Origin of the sequence: Natrinema pallidum DSM 3751 (assembly GCF_000337615.1) — an archaeon.
Taxonomy (GTDB): Archaea; Halobacteriota; Halobacteria; order Halobacteriales; family Natrialbaceae; genus Natrinema; species Natrinema pallidum.
In genome coordinates, this window is record NZ_AOII01000044.1 from 61,510 (window position 1) to 84,070 (window position 22,561).

General features: G+C 63.8%; 26 protein-coding genes. 8 read left to right on the forward strand and 18 right to left on the reverse strand.

Features of this window, described 5'->3' with window-relative positions:
• Positions 1-42 precede the first annotated feature (42 nt).
• A complete protein-coding gene (locus tag C487_RS07780; RefSeq protein WP_006185168.1) occupies positions 43-375 on the reverse strand; it encodes a DMT family transporter in 333 nt (110 codons plus the stop codon).
• Between the two features lie 184 nt (positions 376-559).
• Here C487_RS07780 and C487_RS07785 point away from each other — a divergent pair, with 184 nt between their 5' ends.
• Positions 560-1,348, forward strand: a complete 789-nt coding sequence (locus C487_RS07785; protein ID WP_006185169.1) for a TrmB family transcriptional regulator — start codon at positions 560-562, stop codon at positions 1,346-1,348.
• Between the two features lie 97 nt (positions 1,349-1,445).
• On the opposite strand, the gene C487_RS07790 is transcribed toward C487_RS07785, so the two are convergent.
• The 8 genes from C487_RS07790 to C487_RS07825 form a co-directional block, all read right to left on the reverse strand.
• On the reverse strand, positions 1,446-2,672 hold the full coding sequence (locus C487_RS07790) for a putative manganese transporter (protein WP_006185170.1): 1,227 nt from the start codon (positions 2,670-2,672) through the stop codon (positions 1,446-1,448).
• 249 nt (positions 2,673-2,921) lie between these two features.
• The gene (gene nrfD, locus C487_RS07795; RefSeq protein ID WP_006185171.1) at positions 2,922-4,238 is read right to left on the reverse strand and encodes an NrfD/PsrC family molybdoenzyme membrane anchor subunit; all 1,317 of its coding nucleotides are present in this window, start codon (positions 4,236-4,238) and stop codon (positions 2,922-2,924) included.
• Between the two features lie 201 nt (positions 4,239-4,439).
• Positions 4,440-4,922, reverse strand: coding sequence for a GNAT family N-acetyltransferase (locus tag C487_RS07800; protein ID WP_006185172.1), 483 nt, complete (start codon positions 4,920-4,922; stop codon positions 4,440-4,442).
• A 70-nt stretch (positions 4,923-4,992) separates the two neighbouring features.
• On the reverse strand, positions 4,993-5,472 hold the full coding sequence (locus C487_RS07805) for a GNAT family N-acetyltransferase (RefSeq protein WP_006185173.1): 480 nt from the start codon (positions 5,470-5,472) through the stop codon (positions 4,993-4,995).
• Between the two features lie 118 nt (positions 5,473-5,590).
• Positions 5,591-5,887 carry a translation initiation factor gene (locus C487_RS07810; RefSeq protein ID WP_006185174.1) on the reverse strand — a complete coding sequence of 99 codons (297 nt, stop codon included), beginning with the start codon at positions 5,885-5,887 and terminating at the stop codon, positions 5,591-5,593.
• An 82-nt stretch (positions 5,888-5,969) separates the two neighbouring features.
• Positions 5,970-6,575, reverse strand: a complete 606-nt coding sequence (locus C487_RS07815; RefSeq protein WP_006185175.1) for a DUF192 domain-containing protein — start codon at positions 6,573-6,575, stop codon at positions 5,970-5,972.
• A 103-nt stretch (positions 6,576-6,678) separates the two neighbouring features.
• Positions 6,679-8,442 carry an excinuclease ABC subunit C gene (locus C487_RS07820; protein WP_006185176.1) on the reverse strand — a complete coding sequence of 588 codons (1,764 nt, stop codon included), beginning with the start codon at positions 8,440-8,442 and terminating at the stop codon, positions 6,679-6,681.
• Between the two features lie 26 nt (positions 8,443-8,468).
• Complete coding sequence (locus C487_RS07825; RefSeq protein ID WP_006185177.1) at positions 8,469-9,191, reverse strand: hypothetical protein; 723 nt, start codon at positions 9,189-9,191, stop codon at positions 8,469-8,471.
• A 125-nt stretch (positions 9,192-9,316) separates the two neighbouring features.
• Here C487_RS07825 and C487_RS07830 point away from each other — a divergent pair, with 125 nt between their 5' ends.
• The 5 genes from C487_RS07830 to C487_RS07850 all read left to right on the forward strand — a co-directional run bounded on the left by C487_RS07830 (position 9,317) and on the right by C487_RS07850 (position 12,938).
• The gene (locus C487_RS07830; protein ID WP_006185178.1) at positions 9,317-9,586 is read left to right on the forward strand and encodes a hypothetical protein; all 270 of its coding nucleotides are present in this window, start codon (positions 9,317-9,319) and stop codon (positions 9,584-9,586) included.
• Positions 9,587-9,711: 125 nt separating this feature from the next.
• On the forward strand, positions 9,712-10,638 hold the full coding sequence (locus C487_RS07835) for an ABC transporter ATP-binding protein (protein ID WP_006185179.1): 927 nt from the start codon (positions 9,712-9,714) through the stop codon (positions 10,636-10,638).
• Positions 10,635-11,594, forward strand: coding sequence for an ABC transporter permease (locus C487_RS07840; protein ID WP_006185180.1), 960 nt, complete (start codon positions 10,635-10,637; stop codon positions 11,592-11,594). Before C487_RS07835 ends, C487_RS07840 begins: the two co-directional genes overlap by 4 nt.
• Positions 11,595-11,688: 94 nt before the next feature.
• A complete protein-coding gene (locus C487_RS07845) occupies positions 11,689-12,693 on the forward strand; it encodes an ArsA family ATPase (protein ID WP_006185181.1) in 1,005 nt (334 codons plus the stop codon).
• Between the two features lie 56 nt (positions 12,694-12,749).
• Complete coding sequence (locus tag C487_RS07850; RefSeq protein ID WP_049908024.1) at positions 12,750-12,938, forward strand: hypothetical protein; 189 nt, start codon at positions 12,750-12,752, stop codon at positions 12,936-12,938.
• A 434-nt stretch (positions 12,939-13,372) separates the two neighbouring features.
• Here C487_RS07850 and ligA read toward each other — a convergent pair whose 3' ends face one another.
• From ligA to C487_RS07885, 9 genes are all read right to left on the reverse strand, one after another.
• Entirely contained in the window at positions 13,373-15,448 is a 2,076-nt protein-coding gene (gene ligA, locus C487_RS07855; protein ID WP_006185184.1) for an NAD-dependent DNA ligase LigA, read from the reverse strand.
• A 90-nt stretch (positions 15,449-15,538) separates the two neighbouring features.
• Positions 15,539-15,940 carry a 2Fe-2S iron-sulfur cluster-binding protein gene (locus C487_RS07860; RefSeq protein ID WP_006185185.1) on the reverse strand — a complete coding sequence of 134 codons (402 nt, stop codon included), beginning with the start codon at positions 15,938-15,940 and terminating at the stop codon, positions 15,539-15,541.
• The gene (locus tag C487_RS07865) at positions 15,937-17,376 is read right to left on the reverse strand and encodes a selenium-binding protein SBP56-related protein (RefSeq protein WP_006185186.1); all 1,440 of its coding nucleotides are present in this window, start codon (positions 17,374-17,376) and stop codon (positions 15,937-15,939) included. The genes C487_RS07860 and C487_RS07865 overlap by 4 nt, the downstream gene beginning before the upstream one ends.
• Positions 17,377-17,649: 273 nt before the next feature.
• Entirely contained in the window at positions 17,650-17,781 is a 132-nt protein-coding gene (locus tag C487_RS21690; protein WP_275039933.1) for a hypothetical protein, read from the reverse strand.
• A 137-nt stretch (positions 17,782-17,918) separates the two neighbouring features.
• Positions 17,919-18,335: an ankyrin repeat domain-containing protein gene (locus C487_RS07870; RefSeq protein ID WP_006185188.1), complete on the reverse strand. Its 417-nt coding sequence runs from the start codon at positions 18,333-18,335 to the stop codon at positions 17,919-17,921.
• 226 nt (positions 18,336-18,561) lie between these two features.
• Entirely contained in the window at positions 18,562-19,071 is a 510-nt protein-coding gene (locus tag C487_RS19425) for an ankyrin repeat domain-containing protein (protein ID WP_006185189.1), read from the reverse strand.
• Between the two features lie 237 nt (positions 19,072-19,308).
• Positions 19,309-19,821 (reverse strand): ankyrin repeat domain-containing protein, encoded by a 513-nt coding sequence (locus C487_RS07880; protein WP_049908017.1) that lies wholly within the window; start codon positions 19,819-19,821, stop codon positions 19,309-19,311.
• 6 nt (positions 19,822-19,827) lie between these two features.
• Positions 19,828-20,103, reverse strand: coding sequence for an HNH/ENDO VII family nuclease (locus C487_RS19430; protein ID WP_202978781.1), 276 nt, complete (start codon positions 20,101-20,103; stop codon positions 19,828-19,830).
• Positions 20,104-20,288: 185 nt separating this feature from the next.
• Positions 20,289-20,678 (reverse strand): 2Fe-2S iron-sulfur cluster-binding protein, encoded by a 390-nt coding sequence (locus C487_RS07885; protein WP_006185192.1) that lies wholly within the window; start codon positions 20,676-20,678, stop codon positions 20,289-20,291.
• Between the two features lie 161 nt (positions 20,679-20,839).
• Between C487_RS07885 and rio1 the strand changes: the two genes are divergently transcribed.
• Both rio1 and C487_RS07895 read left to right on the forward strand, forming a co-directional pair.
• Entirely contained in the window at positions 20,840-21,715 is an 876-nt protein-coding gene (gene rio1, locus C487_RS07890; RefSeq protein ID WP_006185193.1) for a serine/threonine-protein kinase Rio1, read from the forward strand.
• Positions 21,716-21,922: 207 nt separating this feature from the next.
• Positions 21,923-22,480: a KH domain-containing protein gene (locus C487_RS07895; protein ID WP_006185194.1), complete on the forward strand. Its 558-nt coding sequence runs from the start codon at positions 21,923-21,925 to the stop codon at positions 22,478-22,480.
• The last annotated feature ends 81 nt before the right edge of the window (positions 22,481-22,561 follow it).

A 22,561-nucleotide genomic window follows, 5' to 3' on the forward strand; every position in this document is an offset into this window, starting at 1 on the left:
CCACTTTCAGTTAGTTTCGACAACAATGGAATCCGTTTCCGGTTAGTGTGTGGACATCTGTGAAACGACGTTGATACAGTATACGCCACCGACGATTAACACGATACCAATAGTCCCGGCAAGATCTATTGACTCGTCGAATACGACGACACCAATAGCTGCGACGCCGACGATACCCAGTGCAGCCCACGTTCCGTAGACGACCCCGATCGGCAACTCCTTCAACGTCAGTGAGACGAGATAGAACGCGAGGCCGTATCCTAGTACGACGCCGAGGGCGGGGATCGGCTGTGAGAATCCGTCCGAGAGTTTGAGGGCCGTCGTTCCGGCGAGTTCGGCGACTATCGCACCTGCTAGCAGTACGTACGGGTTCATGTCGACAGAACGCGGTGCCCGCTCCTATGCGCTTATTGAAATAACACGCCACTTCCGGTTCGTTTTTCTCCCGAAGACGGGTTTGCGTTCACTCGCCCCCCGTCGAACCGAGCCGGTATCTCCTCCGTCTTGTCCCGGTCACATACCGGCCATATATTTACCATCAAGTGACCAACAGCTGTCCATGACGGAGCTAGGCGAACTCGGTCTCTCGAGTTACGAGGAAAAGGCCTACCGAACACTACTCGTAACGGGAGCAGTCACCGCAACCGAACTATCCGATATCAGTGGTGTTCCGAAAGGCCGAATCTATGACGTACTCAACGGCCTCAGTGCCCGCAAACTGATTCGCTTGCAATCGACCAATCCACAACAGTACGTCGCTGAAGAACCCCAAACCGTCGTGGACCGACTCCTGGCCGAACGGGCGTACGAACTCACGCAGGAGTGGGACCGCTATCGGCGGCTGGCCGAGACAGTCCGTTCTGACCTTTTTCCCTCACCACCGAGCGAGAGTAGCCTCTGGCTCGGCTCACTCGGGAGTGAAGAGATGGCGTTGGCGCTGCAACAACATATCGGCACCGCAGAGAGCGACGTCTACGCGACGCTCGGCAAACCCTACGATGACGCCTCCTGGGAGAGACTGCAACCGGAGTTCGAGGCGTTTTTCGAGGGCATTGCTCCCGATGTCTCCCTCTCCCTCATTTTGAGTGAACCAGTACTTACGACGCTCCCGGAAACCTTCCCGAAACTACTGGAGGACGAACCGATCGACGTCACCGTCAGGACGATTCCCGACCCTGTCTTGTCGTTCGACGTGATTGACAGCCTGGTGACGACGATCGACATTCCGCATCCACTGTCCAGTGACGACAGGCTCGGCACAGTGGGAATCAAAGATTCGACGGTCGTGAACGAATTCGACCGACTCTTCCAGTCACAGTGGGAGATCGCGGAGCCGTTGCTTAATTGAACGCCCCTTCATTAGCCGATCGAAGCGGCTGGTACTCTCCGTAGCGCCTCGATCGCGTACTCGTGTTCTCTCCCGAAGCGGCGCTTCTATGGCCGCGTCACAACACGCCGAACCCGAACTCCGCCATGCCGAAGACGGGACCCCACAGGAGGTGCAACGCGACGCCGACGACGACCGCGGGAAGGAAGTTATAAATCGTCGCGACGATCGCTGCCTTGGCGTCGACCGCGAGCAGCGGGAACAGGGCATCCCCGTCCTGACAGATCGCGTTCGCGGTCAACGCGGAGAACGGCAGTCCACCCTCGGCGTAGACGCTGGCCAGCAGGATCTGCGGGCCACAGCCCGGAATGATCCCGACGACCGCGCCGCCGATCGGGGCGAGGACGCCCGCCGTCGCCGCGAGGGTCGCGACGTTCACCCCGCTGAGGAGGACGACGTACTCGTAGACGAGGAAGGCCACGAGTACCCAGACGGTGACGAAACTCGTTTCCATCGCCGCGTGGGTAAGCGTATCGTAGGCCGACGCGAAGGAGTCTCGAGCCCGGGCGATTTCGCCCTCGCCGACGTAGTGGCGGCCGACCGCGTAGAGGTACAGCGACAGCACCGCGCCGGCGATGCCGGTGATCGTGAACAGTCCGTCGAAGCCGAGGTCGGCGGCCAGCGCGACCTCCGGTCCGCCGCGGAGCAGGTAGAGCGTTCCGAGGACGAGCCCCGCGACGGCGGTGAGCCACCACAGGACGTGTGCGAAATGGGAGAACGGGGTGAGCACTCGCGAGTGGCGATCCGGCCCCGTTTCGTGGGCGTGGGTCGGGGCCGGGCCGCCGTAGTCGTGCGTCGGGTTCGGCCTGATACCGCCGTCGACTGCGGTCCCGCCGTCGGGCGTCGCGGTGGGCGAGAGTTGTGCGACGGCGGCGTCAATGCGGGAGACGCCGAGTCCGACGGAGTCGACGAGGTAGCCGGTCGCGACCGAGGCCGCGAAGGCGATGGCGTAGGCGTACAGCGCGGCCTCGGGTGCGAGTGCGAGGATAACGAACGCCGAATCGCCCGCAGTCGCGCCGAGCGTCGCGACGACGGTCCCGAAGCTGACCGTGCCGCGGATGTACAACGGCATCACGACGATCGCGCCGCCACAGCCGGGTGTCAGTCCGAGGAGCCCGCCGAACAGCACCTGTAACCGCTCGTTGCCCTCGATCGCGCCGATCACTGCGCCGTCGGTCCAGTACTGAAGCAGTCCGAACGCCAGCACCGTGACCGCAACGAACGCACTCACTTGAACATAGCCGTCCCGCAACGACTCGAGAAGAACTACGAGGAGGTCGTTCATTGGCCATCACCCGATGCTCGAGTCCGATCGAACCGAGGTTTAGACATCTCTAAAAATAGGTTTAGTAGCATAAGGTAAATAGTTGCTGATGACGACTGTCGCGGACGCATCCAACCGGAGCGATCGTCTAGCGGCTGAAAATGGCGAAGTCGGTTGGTGAACGGGGCTGTCGGGACGGACGGACCGTAGTGCTCGAGGGAGTGACCCGGACGATGTTTGCGATCCGCTCGAGTCGGAATCGGCCGGTCGCTACTCGTGCTCGTCGCGCAGGTGCTCGATCGCGTGGAGTTCGACCACCGGGACGACCTTGGACACGGTGAGGAAGAGGAGCGTCACCATGCCGATGGTTCCGATGATCGACAGGATCTCGATCAGACTCGGAACGTAGCTGCCGGGCGTCGCGGCGTAGATGTCGAAGGTAGGGTGAAGGAATCCCTCGACGACGAACAGTACTTTCTCCATGATCGTCGCGGTGAGGACGGCGAACCCGGAGATGACGGCCCGCTTCTTGGTGAACAGGGACGGCCGGATCGACTGCGCGAAGATGTACGATAGCGTCAGGAAGACCAGCGCCATCGAGGTGAGATAGATCGGGTTGGTGGCTCGAGCGACGGCGGCGTGGGTCAGGTCCACGGGGGCCTGAAACAGGCCGGTGATGTTCTGCTGGAGTTGGAGCCACAGGAAGAGCAGACAGAAAAAGCCCAGCCACAGGAGCAATCCGCGGAAGATGTCGTCGGTGAAAATGTGATCCCAGTCGTAGGCGGCCCGGAACGAATAGGCGAGGATGATCACCCCGCTGATGGCCGAGGTGAGCGCGATGGTGAGGAACTGCGGCCCTTGGACGCCACCGAACCAGGTCGGCATCGTCGGGAGCACCGAGAAGAGCCACGGAATAACTCCGCCGTGGAGCAACAGCGGGGCCATGATAATGATCGCCAGCGCGAGCCACCAGACCATCCGTTCGACGACGCGGTCTTCCGTCTCGGTGTAGCCGATCGTCAGGAGGCTGTACAGCGGCCCGAGACGGTCGGGGAGTTGCTCACGCAGTCGGCTGACGTCGTAGCGCAGCGTCAGCGACAGATAGGTCGCCGTCAACACGAAGTAGGCCGTGATGACGGTCACGTCCCACACCAGCGGGGAATTGTGAATCGTGATATGATAGTGGCCGATGACGCTCGTGACCATCCGGTCCGGCCGACCGAGGTGGACGATAATATAGAAGCCCGCCGCGGAGAGGCCGCCGATAGTCAGTAACTCCGCGAGTCGCGCCACGGGCATGTACCGGTCCATTCCCAGGAGCCTGACTGCCGCCGAGAGGATGATCCCGCCGTGGGCGATGCCGACCCACCAGATGAACGCGCCGATGTACACCCCCCAGGTCACGCCGCCGCCGCTGCCCCAGTCGCCGAGAGCGGTGACGGCCAACCCCTGCTGGAGTTGGTAGGCCCACCCGATCAGGAACGCGACGAGCGCCAGCCCCGCGATCCCGACCATCGCGATGTACGTTTTCGACACTGCTCCGATCGGCCGCAAGATATCGGCCTCGCTCGGCGTTTTCGTCCCCATCGTGCTACGGAGGAACACATCGGCCGCTCACTTGCGTCCGTGCACTGAATTTGCAAGGTCCAGGTCGCCGCCGACCGATCTCCCACTCGCGCCCGAGCGCGCCGCCCTCTCCGCCCCTGAACGACGTCTCCGAACCCGAACACCGGTTATCCAATCCCGTGCGACGGTGCCCGTCGAGCCGGTCCGCTCAGTACGACGGGTTCACAACTCGAGCGTGTAGACCACTTCCCGCCGCTGCTCGCCGCCGATCTCGACCTCGTCCTCGTCCGTCGGCTCGAACCCGTGTGCCTCGTAGAACTCCCGCCCCCCCTCGTTCGAGGCGAGGTCGATCGCCCGGATCCGCTCCATGTTGAAGTCCCGCAGGTCCTCGCGGAGCCGTTCGTACAGCGCCGTCCCGATCCCTTCGCCCTGGTGGGCCGGATGCACGGACATGCGGAGGACGTCACCTTCGTCCACAGTGACGACGCCGTGGGTGAAGCCGACGACCTCCCCGTCAACCTCGGCAACGAGGAAGGCAGTACCCGGCTTCGAGAGCGCCGTCTCGAGCGCCTCGTCGCCGTACCACTCGTCGATGGTCCGATCGATGGTCTCGCCGTCGAGTTCGTCGTAGGTCTCGTGCCACGTTTCGCGGGCGACGCTCCTGATCCGTTCGCGGTCGTCGCGGTTGGCCGGTCTGATTTCCATACGCCATGCTATGTCATTGGGTACCAAAGTAGTTCCACCGTCTCAGTTAGGTGCCGTCCGGCGGGGCCGGTCAGTCGATCTCGAGCGTGTAGACCGCCTCGGGGTAGTCCTCGCCGTCGATCTCGACGGTTCCCTCGTCGGTCCGCTCGAAGCCCAACCCCTCGTAGAAGGTGCGGCTCGTGTCGTTGAACGCGAAGTCGAACGCCCGAACCCGCTCGGCATCGGTCGTCTCGAGGGCCGCCATCAGTCGCTCGTGGAGTTCGCTCCCGATCCCCTCACCCTGGTACTCGGGATGGACGTACATCCGGAGGATGTCGGCGGTCTCGCCCTGAGCGACCGCGTGGGTGAAGCCGACGAGGTCGCCCGCTCGTTCGGCGACGAATACGACCGTCGAGGAGGCCTCGAGCGGCATCGAGTCGTCGGTGTACCAGGTATCCACGGTCCGGTCGATCACGTCCGCCTCGAGTTCGTCGTAGGTATCGTGCCAGGTGGCACGAGCGACGGCCGTGATCCCCTCGAAGTCCTCGGCCGTCGCGGATCGAACGTTCATACCTCATCATTGAACGTGAGACATAAATAACTCGCCGACACGGGCTCGTGGAATCGGACGGCGATCGGGACTCGAGCGAGCGCCCTCGCGGTCGGATGGCGCGTCCGTCGACCACCGGTCACTCGCGAACGTCGAACCCTTGCTCGCGAAGGAGAGCAGGCACCCGGTCTCGGTGATCGCCCTGTAGTTCGATCCGATCCTCGTCGACGGTCCCGCCCGTCCCCATGGACCGCTTGAGTTCGGACGCGATCGATTTGATCTCGTCCGGCCCGAGGTCAAACCCCTCGACGATCGTCACCGGCTTGTCGTACCGACGACTCTCCGTCCGGACCGACAGGACTTGCTGGGAGGTCTCGAGGTCGCCCTGGCTGTCGAGTTGGTCGAGCAGCTCGTCGAGTTCGTCATCATCTGCCATGCCGCGGCATAGGGTGGGCGGTCGGATAGCCCTCTCCTTGCGTTCGCAACGGTCGGTGTGGCTGCTCCGCCGGCTGGACCGATCACTCCCCGAGAGCGAACTCGAGGACATCCCCTTCGCTGACGCCGTGATCGCTCGTCCACTCGTAGGCGACCTCGAGTACGTACTGTCCCCGTCCGGGGTAGTGCTGGTCGTTCCCGTTCTCGTCCGGACCGGGTGCCGGCGCGTGATGGATACCGGTGATCGTCCCGTCCGCGTCGGCGTAGACGATGTCGATGCCGAAGTCCATCTCCCGCATGACGAAGGTCCGTTCCGCGACCGCTCCGTAGACGAACAGCATCCCCCGGTCGGGCGGCAGTTCGTCGGTGTCACTGAGTCCGAGATACCGGAGATCATCCGTGTCGGCGATCGCCGCCGTCACCTTCCCGAGTTCGTCGCCGTCGGCCTCCACGGCCCGGACCACGGTCGTCTCGTAGCCCTCGTGAACCGTTGCCGCGGTGCCGTCCGACTCGTTCGCAGTCGACTCAGTCGTCTCCGCGCCGTCGCCGCCCTCCTCATGCCCGGACATCTCGTCGCCCGTATCCCTCGAGTCGTCTGTTTCTCTCGAACCGTCCGTGTCGAGACAGCCGGCGACCGCGACCGCGCCGGCGGCACCGAGCAGGCGTCGCCGAGGCACATTGTCGTCCATGTCGGTACCACCAACGGTGCGGACCAACCAATATTTTTCCGCACGTGCGCGTGATTGAGCGGCTGTGACCTCGGTCGCCGTCGGCGGCGTCCTCGACGGCCCGCTAGAGTCGGGACTTGATCGTTTCCGCCGTCTTTTCGCCGACCCCCTCGACGGTCCGGAGGTCGGCGACGCTCGCCTCGCGGACGTTCTCGACGCTGCCGAAGCGCCCCAACAGCCGTTTGCGCGTTTCGGGGCCGACCCCCTGTACGTCGTCTAACACGGTCGTGACTTCGTCGCGGACGGTCTGGTGGTACTGTACGGCGAACCGGTGGGCCTCGTCGCGAACGCGCTGGAGGAGATGCAGGTGCGGCGCGTCGCTGGGCCACGACACCGACCGCTCGGGCGTGACCACGCGCTCCTCGGCCTTCGCCAGCGCGACCGCCGGCACGTCCCAGCCGACCGCCTCGAGCGCGTCGCGGGCCGCCTCGAGCTGCCCCTCGCCGCCGTCGATCAGGAGCAAATCGGGGTCGGGTCGGTCGTCGCGCCCCTCGACGGCGCGGCTGGCGCGCCACTCGAGCAGTGCGCGCATGTTGTCGTAATCGTCGTTCTGATCGGGCAGCTTCTTCCGGCGGTAGTCGCTCTTTTCGGTGCCCCCGTCGACGAAGGTGACATCGCTGCCGACCGCTGCCTTCCCCTGCGCGTGGCTCACGTCGAACCCCTCGATCCGCCGGGCCGACTCGATCTCGAGGGCGTCCGCGAGCATGCCGCACTCGTCACGCCGACCGACGTTGCGGCGGGCGTTTTTCAACGCGAGTTCGACGAGTTTCGCCTCTCGACCCGCACCCGGGACCCGGACCGAGACGCCCTCTGTCGCGAGCCAGGTCGCGACCTCCTCGTCGCCGTGGCGTTCCGGCAGGAGCAGGGCATCCGGCAGTTCGCGCTCGGCGTAGTACTGCACGATGAAGGCGGCGAGCACGGCCGGCACGCCGTCCGTCCGGCCAGCCGCGTCGGCCCCCGTTCCGGCGGAGCCGGGTGCCTCGAGCGTGTGCCGATCCCGATCGACCAGCTTGCCGTTCTCGGCGCGCAGTCGGGCGACGGTCGCGTCCGCGCCCTCGATGGCGACGCCGAGGACATCGACGCCCCGCTCGTCGCCGATCGACTGGACCGCTTCGCCGCCCTCGCCGTGAAATGCGTCGACGGTCTCCAACCGATCCCGGCGGTTCGCCGCGCGCTCGAAGTTTCGGTCCTGCGCCGCGGCCTCCATCTCCCGGCGTAGCGGGTCCGCGAGCACCCCCGTTTCGCCCTCAAGAAACCGTTTGACGGCGGTCACGTCCTCCCCGTAACTTGCGAGGTCGATCTCGCGGGTGCAGGGCGCGGTGCACAGCCCCATCTCGTAGTCCAGACACGGCCGCTCACGACCAGCGTACTTGTGGTCCGAACAGCCACGGACCCCGTACGTTTCCCGCAGGGCCTTCACGACGGTCTCGACCTGCGTCTTGCTGGTGTAGGGGCCGAAGACGGTCGCGGACTCGTCCGGGTCGCGGGTGATCTCGATCCGGGGCGCGTCGTGGTCTGTCACCTGCACCATCGGATACGACTTGTCGTCCTTGAGCCGGACGTTGTAGCGGGGCTGGTGGCGCTTGATCAGGTTCGCCTCGAGCAACAGGGCCTGGGTCTCGGTGTCCGTGACGGCGATTTCCACGTCGTCGGCGCGGTCGACCATCCGGCGAATCCGCGCGCTGCGGGGATCGGCGTAGGATCGAACCCGATCGCGCAGATCGACCGCCTTTCCGACGTAGAGGGTCGTCCCTTCGTCTCGGAACTGGTAGACCCCCGGCTCGCGGGGCAACGATCCGGCGCGCTCGCGAACCCCATCGGCGTTCATCGGCGGGCCTACGGCGGCGGGAGGCTTCAGCCTGACTCATCGGCCTCGACCCCGCCACCGGTCGTCCGGTCGATATCGGAGCGCCGCTCCTCGCCCGCTCGATCACCGTCGCTCCGGCCCGCGCCCGCGAGTTCCGACGCCGAACCCGGCCGAATCGCCCGCTCGAGGTCGGCGACGGCTCCGTCGTCCAACTCGACGTTCGCGACCGGCAACACGAGGTCATCGCCGCCGCTCACCCGGAGTACGAGCCGTCGCGACCGAGAGCGCAGATAGGAGCCGACGAGGCCGACGGCGAGCGCGAGCGCGGCGACGCCGACCAGGAGCACGCTCCACTCGACCAGTACCAGGATCGTTTCGACGGCCGCGACCGCGCGCTCGGCGAGCCGCGTCAGCGCGTTCGGCCCCGGAACCGAAACGCCTTCGAGATCGATGGCCGGACCCGGCGTCGCGACGCTGCCGTTCGTCGCCACCCCGAGGACGCCGACCCCGACGAACGCCGCGGCGAGTCCCGCACAGAGGTGGCGCAACCGCGCGCTGGTCTCGACGGTGACGGTCCCGACGTTCGGCCGGTCGACGTGGCGAAAGGCCCCGTCGCTCGAGTCGGCCGTCAACACCAGCACGCGCTGGTTCGTGACGGCGACGGTGGCGTCCGCGAGGTCCGTCCGGTGTTCGACGTGCTCCCCCTCGTGGCAGAGTTCGTCGACGTGATCGCGCCACTGCTCGACGCGCTCGCGTCGGGTTCGGGCCATCGGTGGTCGTCACCCCTCCGACGCCGATCGCCAAGTACGTCGGTACCCGTTCGACCGAGTAAGCTCTGCCTTCGTGCGGAACCGACTCGGTACATTCTCGGTGCTCGACTGCCAACCCGCTGGGTATGAGCGACTCGACGGTACAGTGCTGGCTCGTCGAACGGGAACTGGGTGATCGGGACTTCGTGACGCTCGTCTACGCGACCCCGGACGGGTCGCGATTCCAGCAGCGCCAGCGGTCGTCGACGGCGCTGCGGACCGGGTCTGCGGTAACCGCGGCGACCGACATTCCGGAAGCCGAACTCGAGCCGGTGCCCGACGCGGAAACCCGGGAACGATACGCCGAGGAAGTCGATCGGACCGCACAGCGGTACGATCCGGACGATCCGATATAGGGATTTTATCCGCGAATAGCACGGAGAAATAACGGCCCAGGGGCATCGAAATGGCCGATTTCGGGGCTCACTCCGTTAGTGGTGATGTCACAACCCTTTTCGGGCAACGCTGCGACCACACAGCTATGCCCGCTATCACAGTCGACAATCTGACCAAATCCTTCGGTCAGACCCTTGCACTCGACGATCTGTCCTTCCAGGTCGAAGAGGGCGAAGTGTTCGGTTTCCTCGGTCCCAACGGTGCCGGCAAGTCGACGACGATCAACATCGTTCTCGACTTCGCCCGCCCGACGACCGGCGATGTCAGCGTCCTCGGGATGGACGCCCGGCGACACAGCCGGGCGATCCGGCGCCGAACCGGCGTCCTCCCCGAAGGCGTCGACCTGTACGACCGCCTGACCGCCCGCCAACACCTCGAGTTCGTTATCGACTCGAAAAACGCGGCTGCCGACCCCGAACGGCTGCTCGAGCGCGTCGGCCTCGTCGACGCCATCGACAAGAAAGCCGGCGGCTACTCGAAGGGGATGGCCCAGCGGCTCATGCTCGCGATGGCGCTGGTCGGCGACCCCGATCTGCTGATCCTCGACGAGCCCTCGACTGGCCTCGACCCCAACGGGGCCCGCGAGATGCGCCGGATCGTCCGCGAGGAGAACGAACGGGGCGCGACCGTCTTCTTCTCGAGTCACATCATGGAGCAGGTCGAGGCGGTCTGTGACCGCGTCGGCATTCTGCGCGACGGCGAGATGGTCGCCGTCGACTCCGTCGAGGGTCTGCGCGACTCCGTCGAGGGCGGCACGACGCTGCGCGTCACCGTCGACCGAATCGACGACGACGCCCTGCAGGCGGTCCGATCGCTGCCGGACGTCGCCGACGCCACCGTCGAGGACCGGACGCCGCCGACTATCGTCGTCACGGTCGACGGCTCGAAGACCGCCGTCCTCTCGACCTTCGAGGACCGCGGCATCGAGGTCCGGGACTTCTCGACCACCGAAGCGTCGCTCGAAGACGTCTTCCAGTCGTACACGACGGACACGGAGGTGCACGCGCGATGAGCTCCGAGACCGGGACCGGAGCCGAAGCAGCGGCCGCGGACGGCTCGGCCTCGAGTTCGCTCGCCCTCGAGAGCGTCCGCGCGATCGCGAAGAAGGACTTCCAGGATTCGATCCGGTCGTGGCTGTTCTGGGGGCTGAGCGTGTTCTTCTTCACGTTGATGGCCGCGCTGGCCGGCTTTATCGCGTGGGCGCAGCCCGAGGAACTGACGACGCTCGGTTTTATCGGCCTCATCAGCCAGGTGTGTAAGCTCGTCATTCCGCTGATCGCGCTCGTGCTCGGCTGGAAGTCGATCGCCGGCGAACGCGAGACGGGCAGCATCAAGGTCTTGCTGTCGCTGCCACACTCCCGAAAGGACGTCCTCGTCGGCAAGCTGCTGGGCCGAACGGCGGTGCTTTCGCTGTCGCTTGGCATCGGCTTCGTCATCGGGATGCTCGCCGTCGCGTTCGCCGTCACCGAGTTCTCGTTCCCCGCGTACGTCGCCTTCCTGGCGATGACGATCCTGTACGGACTGGCGTACATGAGCATCGCCGTCTCGCTCTCGTCGGTGACGCGGTCGACGACGATGGCCGGTGCGGCGATGTTCGGGGTCTTCGTTCTGTTCTACATCGTCTGGAACTCGATCCAGTCCGCACTGAGACTCCTGATGCGGCGAGGGTACATCGACGGTGTCAGCTACATGGGGACGACCTTCACCGGCCAGCAACAAGAGCTGACTCGGTTGCCCGACTGGGCGCTGTTCATCGATATGATCGACCCGGGGACCGCGTATCAGAACACCATCACGCTGTTCAGCGGCCTCTCGGGCGAGGACATCGGGACGACGTTCAACGAGGCCGCCTTCTCCAACGGGCTTCCGTTCTATCTGCAGGACTGGTTCTCCCTCGTTATCCTGCTGTTCTGGATCGTCGTCCCGATCGCCGTCGCGCTCTACCTGTTCGATCGCGGTGACATCTGATCGCGGAGCCATCGCAGTTCGTCCCCGGCACGCGTCGGTGACCCGTTTTCCGCAGGGGACTCCGTTTACGGTCACAGCCGTCGTACGCGCGGCCGTGACCGACTGCATCTTCTACGGCGGCAAGGGCGGCGTCGGTAAAACGACCTGCGCGGCCGCGACCGCTCTCAAACTCGCCGCCGCCGACCGGGAGACGCTCGTCGTTTCGACCGATCCAGCGCACTCGCTCGCCGACTCGCTCGAGGCCGATATCGGTTCGGAACCGACCGAACTCGCGGCACCCGTCGCCCACGATCGGGGTGACACTGCGACGGCACCCGCCGCGGAGACGGACCCGGCGGGCGGCCTGTGGGCCGTCGAAATCGATCCCGAGACCCAACGCGAGCGGTACGAGAAACTGGCGCGGGCGCTGGCCGCCGACCTCCGGCGTGCCGGGATCAGTCTGTCCGATGCGGAGGTCGAACGGCTCTTCGCGACGAGTGCGCCGGCCGGCAGCGACGAGATCGCGGCGCTCGATTTACTGGTCGAGTACGTCGACGCGGACGAGTGGGACACCGTTGTCTTCGACACCGCGCCGACGGGGCACACCCTCCGGCTGTTCGACACCCCCGAGATGATGGGACTGGCACTCGAGACGGCGCGGTCGCTTCGCGGGCAGGCAAAGCGGATCGGCAACGCCGCCCGAACGGCCGTCCTGGGGCCGATGTCGATGATGACTGGCAACAGCGACGACGAAGACGAGAGTCTGGAGGCGTTTCAGGCCCGCCTCGAGCGCGCCCGCGACCTCCTCGTCGATCCGGCACGGACCGAGTTTCGGGTGGTCCTCACGCCGGAATCGATGGCGATTTCGGAATCCGCCCGGCTCGTCGATCGACTCCGCGAGGCCGACGTGCCGGTCGAACGGCTGATCGTGAACCGCGTCCTCGAGGCACCCCACGAGGGCTGTCCGCGCTGTCGGTCGCGTCGGGAGCGCCACGAGGCTCGGCTCGCGGAGGTTCGATCGACGTTTCCGGACCTCGAGATCGTGACGCTTCCCGAACTCGAGGGGGAAGTTGGGGGACGCGAGTCGCTGGCCGTGATCGCCGAGCGGGTGCCGGCCTGAGCGACCGAGCCGGCTTCGGCACTGGAATTATGTCGTTCGACGGTCTGCGTTTCAGTATGTCGCTCCCGCTCGGCCGGAACTCGTCTCCGATCGTTACGTGGATCGGCGTCGCCGTCGCGCTCGTCGCCATCGTCGGCACGCAGGTCCTCGGCTGGGAATGGGGCTCCGGACGGCTCGTCCCGACGTTGATCGGCGTCGTCGCCGCAGGCATCGCTGTCGCCGTGGTTCTCAGCCGTCGCGAGTGAGGCCGCGGTCGTCGTCAGTCCTGGTAAGAGAGTGCCGTCATCGTTCCGCGTAGCGGGACCGGCGAGAGCATGCCCCCATCGTTCGTCGTTGTACTTCGGTTATCGGCCACCCGCATATCGTGATCTCCTCTCGGCAAGTATTGTGGGATATTATACAATAACCACGAAACTTATACTCCGACACTGACTGTTCGCGGTCGTAGCTGGCACGCTACTGATCCACGTGAAGCGCCTCGAGAAGTACTTGCGGTGGTTGTATCGGGTGAAAATGGAACAGCGAATCTATCGCTGCTCGAACTGCGGGTGTACGTACGAGACCAACGAGATGACCTGTCAGGAATGTTGGGGTGGGCGGCTCGTCCGGATCAAATAGCCTGCGCCGCTTCGGCGTGGTCGGATTGCCGACGATGGCTCGGTCGGGTCGATCGGAGCGGTCACTCGTGGTCGATCCCGTTTTCCTCGAGCAGCGTTCGGAACTCGGAGGCGTCGAGAATCGGGACATCGTTGTCCCGCGCGTCTTCCTGCTTCGTCGCCCCCGGGTTCTCGCCGGCGACGAGGTAGTCGGTGTTGCCCGAGACGCTGCTCGTCGCGTTCGCGCCGTGGGTCTCGACGAGGTCCTGTGCTTCGCCTCTGGTCATGTCCTCGAGCGAGCCGGTGAAGACGAACGTCAGACCCGCGAGTTCGTCGCCGGTGTCGATCGCGACCGCCTGCGGTGAGACGTGCTCGAGCACGTCGTCGACGACGGCGGCGTTGGCCTCGCTCAGGAAGAACTCGTGGATCGTCTCGGCGACCGTGTCGCCCACATCGCTGACGCGCTCGAGTCGCTCGGGATCGGTTTCGGCGGCCTCGCGGAACGCCTCGACGGTCCCGAACTCGCGGGCGAGTTCGCGAGCCGTCGTCGGGCCGACGAGGGGGATGCCCAGCGCGGAGAGGAAGTCCGGCAACGGCGGCTCGCGGCTGGCGTCGATCTCCGCGAGCAGGTTCTCGGCGCTGGTCTCGCCCCAGCCCTCGAGATCGGTGAGGTCCGCCCGGTCGAGTTCGTAGAGGTCCGCGACGGAGTCGAGCAATCCGGCGTCGACGAGTTGGCGGACGCTTCGCTCGCCGAGCCCCTCGAGATCGAGGCCGTCGTCGCTGGCGTAGTACTCGATCGACCTGCGCAGTTGCGCGTCACAGCCCAGGCCGCCGGTACAGAACGCCATCGGACCGTCGCGCTCGACCGGGCTGTCACAGACGGGACACGCGTCGGGGAGTTCGTAGTGGCCCTCGCTGTCTTTCTCGACGACCTCCTCGACGTACGGGATTACGTCGCCCGCGCGCTGGACCCGAACCGTGTCGCCGATATTGACGTTTTTTTCGGCGATCTCCTCGGGGTTGTGGAGGCTCGCCCGCGAGACGGTGACGCCGCCGACGTCGACCGGCTCGAGCAGGGCGACGGGGGTCAGTCGGCCGGTTCGGCCGACCTGAACCGCCACGTCGACGATGGGCGTCACTTCCGCGCGGGCCGGGAACTTGTAGGCGAAGGCGTAGCGGTCGTGACGAGCCGTCCGGCCGAGTTCCTCGCGGGCCTCGCGGTCGTCGACCTTGATCACGGTGCCGTCGATCTCGTAGTCCAGTTCGTCACGGCCCTCGAGCATGCGGTCGCGGTAGTCGATGGCCTCGTCGATGTCGGTAGCGAGTTCGACGTGGTCGGCGATCCGCAGCCCCCAGTCGGGCAACCGCTCGAGTTCGGCATACTGGGTGTCTGCGAGTTCGCTGGCCGCGAGCACGTCGAAGTAGAAGACCGCGAGGGGACGCTCGGCGACGACAGCGGGATCGAGCTGTCGGATCGTGCCGGCGGTGGCGTTTCGCGGGTTGGCAAACGGCTCCTCGCCGCGCTCGATGCGCTCGCGGTTGTACGCCTGGAAGGCGTCTTTGGGCATGTAGACCTCGCCTCTGACCGCGAGGAAGTCGGGATAGTCGCCGTGGAGGTGCTGCGGGACGGCACCGATCGTGCGCGCGTTGCGCGTGACATCGTCGCCTTCGCGGCCGTCTCCGCGGGTGACCGCGCGCTCGAGACGCCCCTCCTCGTAGACGAACTCCATGGAGACGCCGTCGAATTTGGGCTCACAGACGTACCGGACGTCGCCGACGTCTCGGTGCACGCGGTCGTCGAATTCGCGGACGTCCTCGACGTCGCCGCTCCCCTCGATCGAGAGCATCGGCGCGACGTGCTCGACCGTCTCGAACTCCTCGACCGGCTCGCCGCCGACGCTTCGGGTGGGACTGTCCGGATGGGAGAGATCGAATTCCACCTCGAGTTCGCGCAGGCGGCCGAACAGGGCGTCGTACGTTCGGTCGGCGATGAGCGGCTCGCTCTCGACGTAGTACCGCCGATCGTGCTCGCGGATGGCCTCGCGGAGTCGCTCGACCTGCTCGCGGGCCGCCGTCTCCGAAAGCGCTTCGACCGGCCCGAAGTCGGTCGGCGGGTCTCGGAGGTACGGGTTTTCCTCGTTCTCGTCGACGACTGGCATTGCTCGAGGGTAACTGCCCGCCCCCGTTAACCTTACTGACCGCGGCGCACCCGATACCGACCGATTCGCGCCGGATCGGGCCGGGACGCGCTATTTCCACGGGTTATCTACCAGTTCGGTATGGACGCTCGAGCCGACGGCGATCCGACAGTCGGCTCGCGGCGAGGCGATACACAGCAGGACGTAGCCGTCCGACAGGTGTCGATCCTTCAGTGCCCGGGGCGGACGGGGATAGGCGATGGCTGTCTCGATGCCGTGGCCCTCGGCATCGCCGCTATCGGGTTCCGGCTCCGCTCCGTCGACCGCGAGCAGTCGTCCCGTACAGGTTCCGCAGGCACCGGTCCGACAGCCGAACGGGAGCGCGATGTCGGCCCGTTCGGCCCCGTCCAGCACCGTCTCGTCCTCGCGAACCGCGACCGTCCGCGTCCGATCGCCGGGCCACTCGAGGGTAACCGCGTGGCTCGGCGGCCGGTCGTTCGAGTGTCCGCTCACTGCCAGACGTCGCTCGTGCAGTCGCCGTCGGGCCACCGGATCTCGTGGGCGCGGGCGGGTCCGTCGGGGCACTCACCCCAGTCGACGAGGAAGTCCTCGTCGAGCTCGAGCCGTCCGTTGCGGGGGTCGACATCGGCTTTCAGCATCACCGATCCCTGCTCACCCTCCTCGGGGTAGAACTGGTCGTCCCACGACGAGAACAACGACGTGGTCCAGTAGAGGCGCTCGCCGTCGAGGGAGAGCTGGATCATCTGTGGGCCGGCGTTCAGTTCGCGGCCCTGGACTTCCTGCACGTCGCCGAAGGTACCGCCGACCGACAGCGAGTCGGCCCGCCGCGGGTTCGACGGATCCGAGATGTCGTACATCCAGACCTCGCCGTGGAGCCAGTTCGAGCCGAACAGGTACCGATCGTCCATCGAAATCAGGATATCCGTCGTTAGCCCCGGCACGGGCATCTCCCAGTCGGGGTGTTCTCGGCTCTCGAAATCGATCACCTTCTCGGCGCGGTACGCCCCGTCCCCATCGTTTGCGCCCCCGTCGTACCAGAAGTGAAACATGTTCGACGAGAGCGCGGTCCCGACGAACCCATGGGTCGATTCGGGCGTGTGGAGGAATCGCACCTCGAGCGGAATCAGTCCCTCCTCACCGAGATCGATCGTCTGCTCGACGGTACCGCTCTCCCAGTCCCAGAAGTGGAGCCGCCGTCCGTAGTTGCCGGCCTCGACGTCGTCGAGATCGAAGCCCGGATAGTAGGTCTTCGGCGCGGCCCACTCGGTGGAGACCATCACGTTCTGGCGAGGCTGGTACCAGTAGTCGTAGTTCATCTCGATCTCGCCCGGCGGCTCCCACCGCCCTTCGATCTCGAAGTCCTCGTTCAACTCGAGGAAGCCGCCCGGTAACTCGCCGTCGGCGTCGCCGAGCATGCTGATCAGGATCTCCCCGTCGGGGATACAGTGGACGGTGTGCGGTGCCGAGAGGTCGTACTCGAAGACCTCCTCGGGTTCGATTACCGTCTCCAGTTCGGGATTCCGCCGGTCTTTGGCATCGATCACGTGGATCCGCGAGGAGCGCTGGCCGGGGACGATCAGGTGTCGCCGCTCGAGGCCCTCCATGTGACACGACGAGGAGCAGGCGTTCCACCCGAAGTGGTGGAGCTCGTCGCCGCGTTCGGGCATCTCGATCCGATCGACGATCTCGCAGTAGGTGTCCGAGTTCGGATCGAGATCGACGACCGCCACGAAGTCCGACGCGTCGACGTCCGTGCCGACGTAGAGGCTCATCACGTAGGCCAGTTTCTCTCGCTCGCCTTCTTCGATGGCGGCCTGCGGCGTCGCGTAGCCGGGCCCTTCGTGGTGGTGCTCGTGGTCGTGGGCGGTATCGGACTGGTGTTCATGTGCCGATTCATCGCCTGCCGATTCTGTGTCGGCGTCACTCATGGTGGCCAGTACCACAACCGGGGTAATAAGTCTGGCACGCATCGATCGGTCAGGGGTAGTTGACTCGCTCCCGCTGGCATCCTCGTCGGACGACAGTTGACTCAGCGGTAGCTCACTCGAGAGTTGCCCCGTCGGCTTCGCGCTCGAGTCGCGGATCGGGATCAATTTCTACCTCTGCCCCTCCTGGGGCATCATGCTGATCGCGGCGCTGGTCTGCTGTTTGATTCAGGTAACGACTAAACGCGAGGGCATCGTTGTTGTGATTGGAACGATCTACTCCTGGACGTAGGCCTCCATCAACTCCACGGCGTCCGTATATCCGAGTTCCGTCACCCACTCCAGCACAGATTGACCGGTCTCATCCGTCGCAGTCGGATCCGCCCCGTTCTCGAGGAGCATTTTCATATACTGTATGTGTTTACCCCCAGAAATCGCAGGAGGACAGTAGGTTCAAAATCGGGGAATTCAATTAGAAATCCGTAAAATTCGACNAGAGATATATAAATCAAATAGAGGGTGCTGTTTTCAGCCGTCTCAGTGGCTCAGCCAGGAACTCTATGGGGGTAAACACATGCCATATACTTCCGATCACTCTGCCCGTTTATAACCGTCATTGCAAGCGGATACCGGCCCTTGTTATCGAGGATATTCGGGTCAGCACCCGCATCAAGCAACACTTCGACCACATCATAGTTCTCAACTTCTAACGCAGTCAGCAACGGTGTATTACCACCACTGTCCTGAGCATCCAGATTAATTCCGCGATCAATCAACTCCCTCGCTATGTCTGGACGACCCGAAATAGCCGCCTGATGCAAGAGGGTGCTTCCATTGTCAGATCGATGAGTCAGGTCAGCGTTGTCGACGAGCTCATCGAACGTCTCCCTATCACCCTCTACTACCGCTGATTCAATGTCGGTTCTACTGTACAGGTTGTCGGATCCGTTATCACTACTCATACATCAGTGGCCCTCACTTCTCCACCTAATACTGATCTTTTTCGTGCTCTCCGGAACGACTTACGCGACGAGATTCTAGGCGATAGTGAACTAGGTTTCCGAAACTCGTCCACGAACTCCTCATATGATAGATTCTCCGTCAATACTGCTCCCTGAGAGACAGATATTCACGGTGGTGCTTGTGCCATTGATACCAATTAGTCCGCTCTACAGTGTACCAGCCGATCTACTCTTGGACATTGGATTCCATTAGCTCTGCTACGTCCGTTTTCCTAATCCTTCTCAACCATTCCAGCACCGATTCTCCAGACTCATCCGATGCCGTTGGATCAGCACCATGCTCAAGGAGCATTTTTAATTTTCCACCTCTTTGTCCTCTCGTCACCGCCATCGAAAGTGCACATCTCCCGCTGTTATCGAAGATATTCGGATCAGCACCACCCTCAAGCAACACCTCAGCTGTGTCATAATTTTCAACTTCCAAAGCAGTAAGCAACGGGGTAAGACCTCCATTGTTCTGAGCATCAAGGTCGATTCCTCGACCAATCAGCTCCCTCGCTATTTCTGGACGACCTGAGCCAGCCGCCTCATGTAAGAGCGTATTCCCATTATCAGCTCGATGCGTCAGGTCAGCGTCGTCGATGAAGTCGTCGAATTTCTCTTTTTCGTCCTGGATAATCGCATTCTCGATGTCGGTGCTACTGTACAGATCGTCAGGTCCGTTGTCTTCACTCATAGGTTCTCACTCCAGTTGACCTCACTTCTCCTCCCAATGCTGACCTTCTTTTTCATGCTCTCCGGAACTGCTCGCGCGACGAGATTCTGGCCGATAGTGATCGAGGTTTCTGAAATCCGTCTATGAACTCCTCATATGAGATGATTCCACGTAGGTAGTACTCTCTGAGAGACAGATATTCATGCTGGGCTTGTGCCCCTGATATCGATTAATCTGCTCTACTGTGAGCCAGCGGATCTACTCTTCGACGTAGGATTCCATCAGTTCCGCGACGTCTGTTATCCCGTGCGTTCTCACCCACTCTAACACAGATTCCCCGGACTCATCCGACGCCGTCGGATCAGCACCGTGTTCAAGGAGCATTTTCACGATTGTCCGATCCTTTCGGCCCCGCGTAACTGCCACCGAAAGCGGACATCTCCCATTGTTATCGAAGATATTCGGATCAGCACCACCCTCAAGCAACACCTCGACTGTGTCATAGCTTTCAAGTTCCACAGCTTTCAGCAACGCAGTATGACCCCCATCATTCTGAGCATCCACATCAATCCCCCGATCAATCAGCTCTCTCGCCATTTCTGGACGATCACGGCCAGCCGTGTGATGCAAGAGAGTACTTCCATTATCAGATCGATGGCTTAGATCGGCATCATTAATCAGCTCATCAAATGTCTCTCTATCGCCCTGTACGATCGCTGACTCAATATCGGTTCTACTGTACAGGTCGTCGGATCCTTTATCATTACTCATAGGTTCTCACTCCAGAGGTCCCCATTTTTCTTCCCAGTATTCACCCATCTCTTCATGCTTTCCGGAACTGCTCGCGTGAGGGCATTCTGGTTGATAATGGTCAGGATTTCTATACTCCGCTAAGAACTCTTCACGGGTAATGATTCCTCTCAAATAGTACTCAACCAGGTACCGGTACTCACGCTCCGGCTTATGCCCCATACACCAATCATCCCGATCAAGCGGTACCTCGTCGACTGCACAGAATACAATACCATTAGGACCTTTCGCTCTGTTCCACACCTCTTCTCGCTGTCCCGGTGCGTAGTCAGGACGTCGCTCGTCCGCCGAGGTCGGGCAGCCTCGAGACGATTCGACAACCCGTTCGGAGATGACGGCAGCAGTCCGCCCGATAGACGGAAATTCGACCGGAAAGAGTCGTAAGACAGACGACCGAGAACCGCCGTTCGATCGGTTCGTCCTGCCTTTCAGCCGAAACTATCGCTCCATGGACTATCGCCGACTTCGGCACGGACCCGCGGTCCGACTTCGATGCGGCAGTCGGCTCGAGGGGAGGCGATACACAGCAGGACGTAGCCGTCGTCCTGTTCGTCGTCTGTCAGTGCCTGTGGCGGCCGCTGATAGCCGAACGCGTCCGCAACGTCGAGCGGCCGGTCCGTCCCGTCGTCGCCGGATTCATCGTCGTCCTCGAGCGCGAGCAATCGGCCCACGCAGGTGATGCAGGTCCCGGCTCGGCAGTCGTACGGCAACCGGACGCCGAGCCGCTGGGCTGCCTCGAGTACCGTCTGGCTCTCGTCGACGTCGATCGTCCGCGTCCGGCCGTCGGTCCACTCGAGTGTCACGTCGTAGTTCGTCATCGGTGGCCCTCGGCTGTCGGTCGCCGCTCGGTCGTGGAACTCACGGTCGGGTATACGACGGACAGGGAAAAAAGAGTGGACGTGTCCAGTCGCCCGCCGTCGGTGCGCCCGATCGACCAAGTCCCAGTATTTACCCGCACCCGGCGCGTAGGGCCTGACAGATGGGACAGGGAACGGAGTTCGGACTGGTCGACCTCGAGGAAGCCGACACCCCGGGTGACGAGTGGGAGGAGATCGATATCTCGGAGACCGAGGCCGATCGAATCGCACGGAAGCGCGACCGGGAGTTCGAGCAGTTCGAGGAGCGCATCAAGGACGCCGACCAGTTCAAGGTCGAGCAGTCGGTGTTCGATGACGCGACCTTCGCGGCGCTGTACAAACTGGTTCAGGACGGCTACGTCGAGGCCTTCGGCGGGCCGCTCTCGACGGGCAAGGAGGCCAACGTCTACCACGCGCTGGGCGACGACCGCGAGGTCGCGGTCAAGATCTACCGGATCAACGCCTCGAACTTCACCCAGATGCGGGAGTACCTCGAGGGCGATCCCCGATTCGAGGGCTTAGGCGGCAAGAAGAAAGACGTCGTCCTCGCGTGGACGAAAAAGGAACTGGCGAACCTCCGGCGAGCACAGGCTGCCGGGGTTCGGGTTCCGGAGCCAATCGCGACCGAACGCAACGTCCTGGTCATGGAGTACATCGGGACCGACGACGGCCGCGCGAAACGGCTCGGCGAGGTCCACATCGAGAACCCGCAGACCGCCTACGAGGTCATGCGTGAATACATGCGCCGGCTCTACTCGGCCGGCCTGATCCACGGCGATCTCAGCGAGTACAACGTCGTCTTCGACGAGACCGAGGGCCAACTCGTGTTTATCGACCTCGGGCAGGCCGTGACGGTCCATCACCCGAACAGCCGCGACTTCCTCGAGCGGGACTGTCGAAACGTGGCGGGCTTTTTCTCCCGGCAAGGGCTCGAGGTGACGGCGGACGACCTCCTCGAGTTCGTCACGAGCCCGGAGCCCGATCCCTCGCGGGACTGAACTCGGCCCGCAATCGGTCGGAAACACGCGCTCCGGTCCTCTGCGATCGCCACCCTCGAGTGGCGACGCCGACTTCGATCGTGCCGTCGTCTCGCGCCGGCCCGTCCGAACCGCCGCCGCGACTCGAGACGGTGCGTGCGACGATGTCACGACGCACCCGTGCTCGCGGACCAAGCGCTTAACCTCACCCAGCCAGTAGCGGACTATATGCAGCACGTGAAGATTCCGCAGGACCGCATCGGCGTTCTCATCGGCGAAGGTGGCGAGACGATGCGCGAGATCGAGGCGGCGGCCGAAGTACGACTCGATATCGACTCGGAGAACGGCTCCGTCGCCGTCGAAACGGTCGGCGATCCCGTGCTCGGCCTCAAGGGCCCCGAGATCGTTCGCGCGATCGGCCGCGGCTTCGCGCCCGAGGACGCCCTGCGGCTGCTCGAGGACGACATGATGTTGTTCGACGTCGTCGACATCGACGCCGCCGCGCGTAACAAAAACGACATGAAACGCAAGAAGGGGCGGCTGATCGGCGAGGGCGGCCGGACCCGCGAACTGATGGAGGAACTGACCGGGGCCGACGTCGTCATCTACGGCTCGACGCTCGGGGCCATCGGCGCACCACAGGAGGTCGACGCCGTCCGCACCGCCGCCGAGATGCTCCTCGATGGTGCGCCCCACGGCGCGGTCTACTCCTTCCTCGAGGAGAAGCACAACGAGATGAAACACAAGGGGATGGAGTACCACCGGTTCCCCGGCGGCCAATCCTGACCTCGGACCTGTTTCGGTAGCGTCGTTTCGTTCTCTGCTCCCCGATGTGAGCCCATCGTCCGAACCGCTTTTCCATCGGTC

Coding starts and splice junctions, on each gene's coding strand:
- C487_RS19425 (WP_006185189.1), bottom strand. CDS start 19,071: ATGAGTGAAGACAACGGACCTGACGATCTGTACAGTAGCACCGACATC.
- C487_RS07805 (WP_006185173.1), bottom strand. CDS start 5,472: ATGAACGTTCGATCCGCGACGGCCGAGGACTTCGAGGGGATCACGGCC.
- C487_RS07800 (WP_006185172.1), bottom strand. CDS start 4,922: ATGGAAATCAGACCGGCCAACCGCGACGACCGCGAACGGATCAGGAGC.
- C487_RS07780 (WP_006185168.1), bottom strand. CDS start 375: ATGAACCCGTACGTACTGCTAGCAGGTGCGATAGTCGCCGAACTCGCC.
- C487_RS07835 (WP_006185179.1), top strand. CDS start 9,712: ATGCCCGCTATCACAGTCGACAATCTGACCAAATCCTTCGGTCAGACC.
- C487_RS07790 (WP_006185170.1), bottom strand. CDS start 2,672: ATGAACGACCTCCTCGTAGTTCTTCTCGAGTCGTTGCGGGACGGCTAT.
- C487_RS07885 (WP_006185192.1), bottom strand. CDS start 20,678: ATGACGAACTACGACGTGACACTCGAGTGGACCGACGGCCGGACGCGG.
- C487_RS07840 (WP_006185180.1), top strand. CDS start 10,635: ATGAGCTCCGAGACCGGGACCGGAGCCGAAGCAGCGGCCGCGGACGGC.
- C487_RS07810 (WP_006185174.1), bottom strand. CDS start 5,887: ATGGCAGATGATGACGAACTCGACGAGCTGCTCGACCAACTCGACAGC.
- C487_RS07820 (WP_006185176.1), bottom strand. CDS start 8,442: ATGAACGCCGATGGGGTTCGCGAGCGCGCCGGATCGTTGCCCCGCGAG.
- C487_RS07785 (WP_006185169.1), top strand. CDS start 560: ATGACGGAGCTAGGCGAACTCGGTCTCTCGAGTTACGAGGAAAAGGCC.
- C487_RS07825 (WP_006185177.1), bottom strand. CDS start 9,191: ATGGCCCGAACCCGACGCGAGCGCGTCGAGCAGTGGCGCGATCACGTC.
- rio1 (WP_006185193.1), top strand. CDS start 20,840: ATGGGACAGGGAACGGAGTTCGGACTGGTCGACCTCGAGGAAGCCGAC.
- nrfD (WP_006185171.1), bottom strand. CDS start 4,238: ATGGGGACGAAAACGCCGAGCGAGGCCGATATCTTGCGGCCGATCGGA.
- C487_RS07895 (WP_006185194.1), top strand. CDS start 21,923: ATGCAGCACGTGAAGATTCCGCAGGACCGCATCGGCGTTCTCATCGGC.
- C487_RS07880 (WP_049908017.1), bottom strand. CDS start 19,821: ATGAGTAATGATAAAGGATCCGACGACCTGTACAGTAGAACCGATATT.
- C487_RS07830 (WP_006185178.1), top strand. CDS start 9,317: ATGAGCGACTCGACGGTACAGTGCTGGCTCGTCGAACGGGAACTGGGT.
- C487_RS21690 (WP_275039933.1), bottom strand. CDS start 17,781: ATGAAAATGCTCCTCGAGAACGGGGCGGATCCGACTGCGACGGATGAG.
- C487_RS07865 (WP_006185186.1), bottom strand. CDS start 17,376: ATGAGTGACGCCGACACAGAATCGGCAGGCGATGAATCGGCACATGAA.
- ligA (WP_006185184.1), bottom strand. CDS start 15,448: ATGCCAGTCGTCGACGAGAACGAGGAAAACCCGTACCTCCGAGACCCG.
- C487_RS07870 (WP_006185188.1), bottom strand. CDS start 18,335: ATGAGTAGTGATAACGGATCCGACAACCTGTACAGTAGAACCGACATT.
- C487_RS07815 (WP_006185175.1), bottom strand. CDS start 6,575: ATGGACGACAATGTGCCTCGGCGACGCCTGCTCGGTGCCGCCGGCGCG.
- C487_RS07850 (WP_049908024.1), top strand. CDS start 12,750: ATGTCGCTCCCGCTCGGCCGGAACTCGTCTCCGATCGTTACGTGGATC.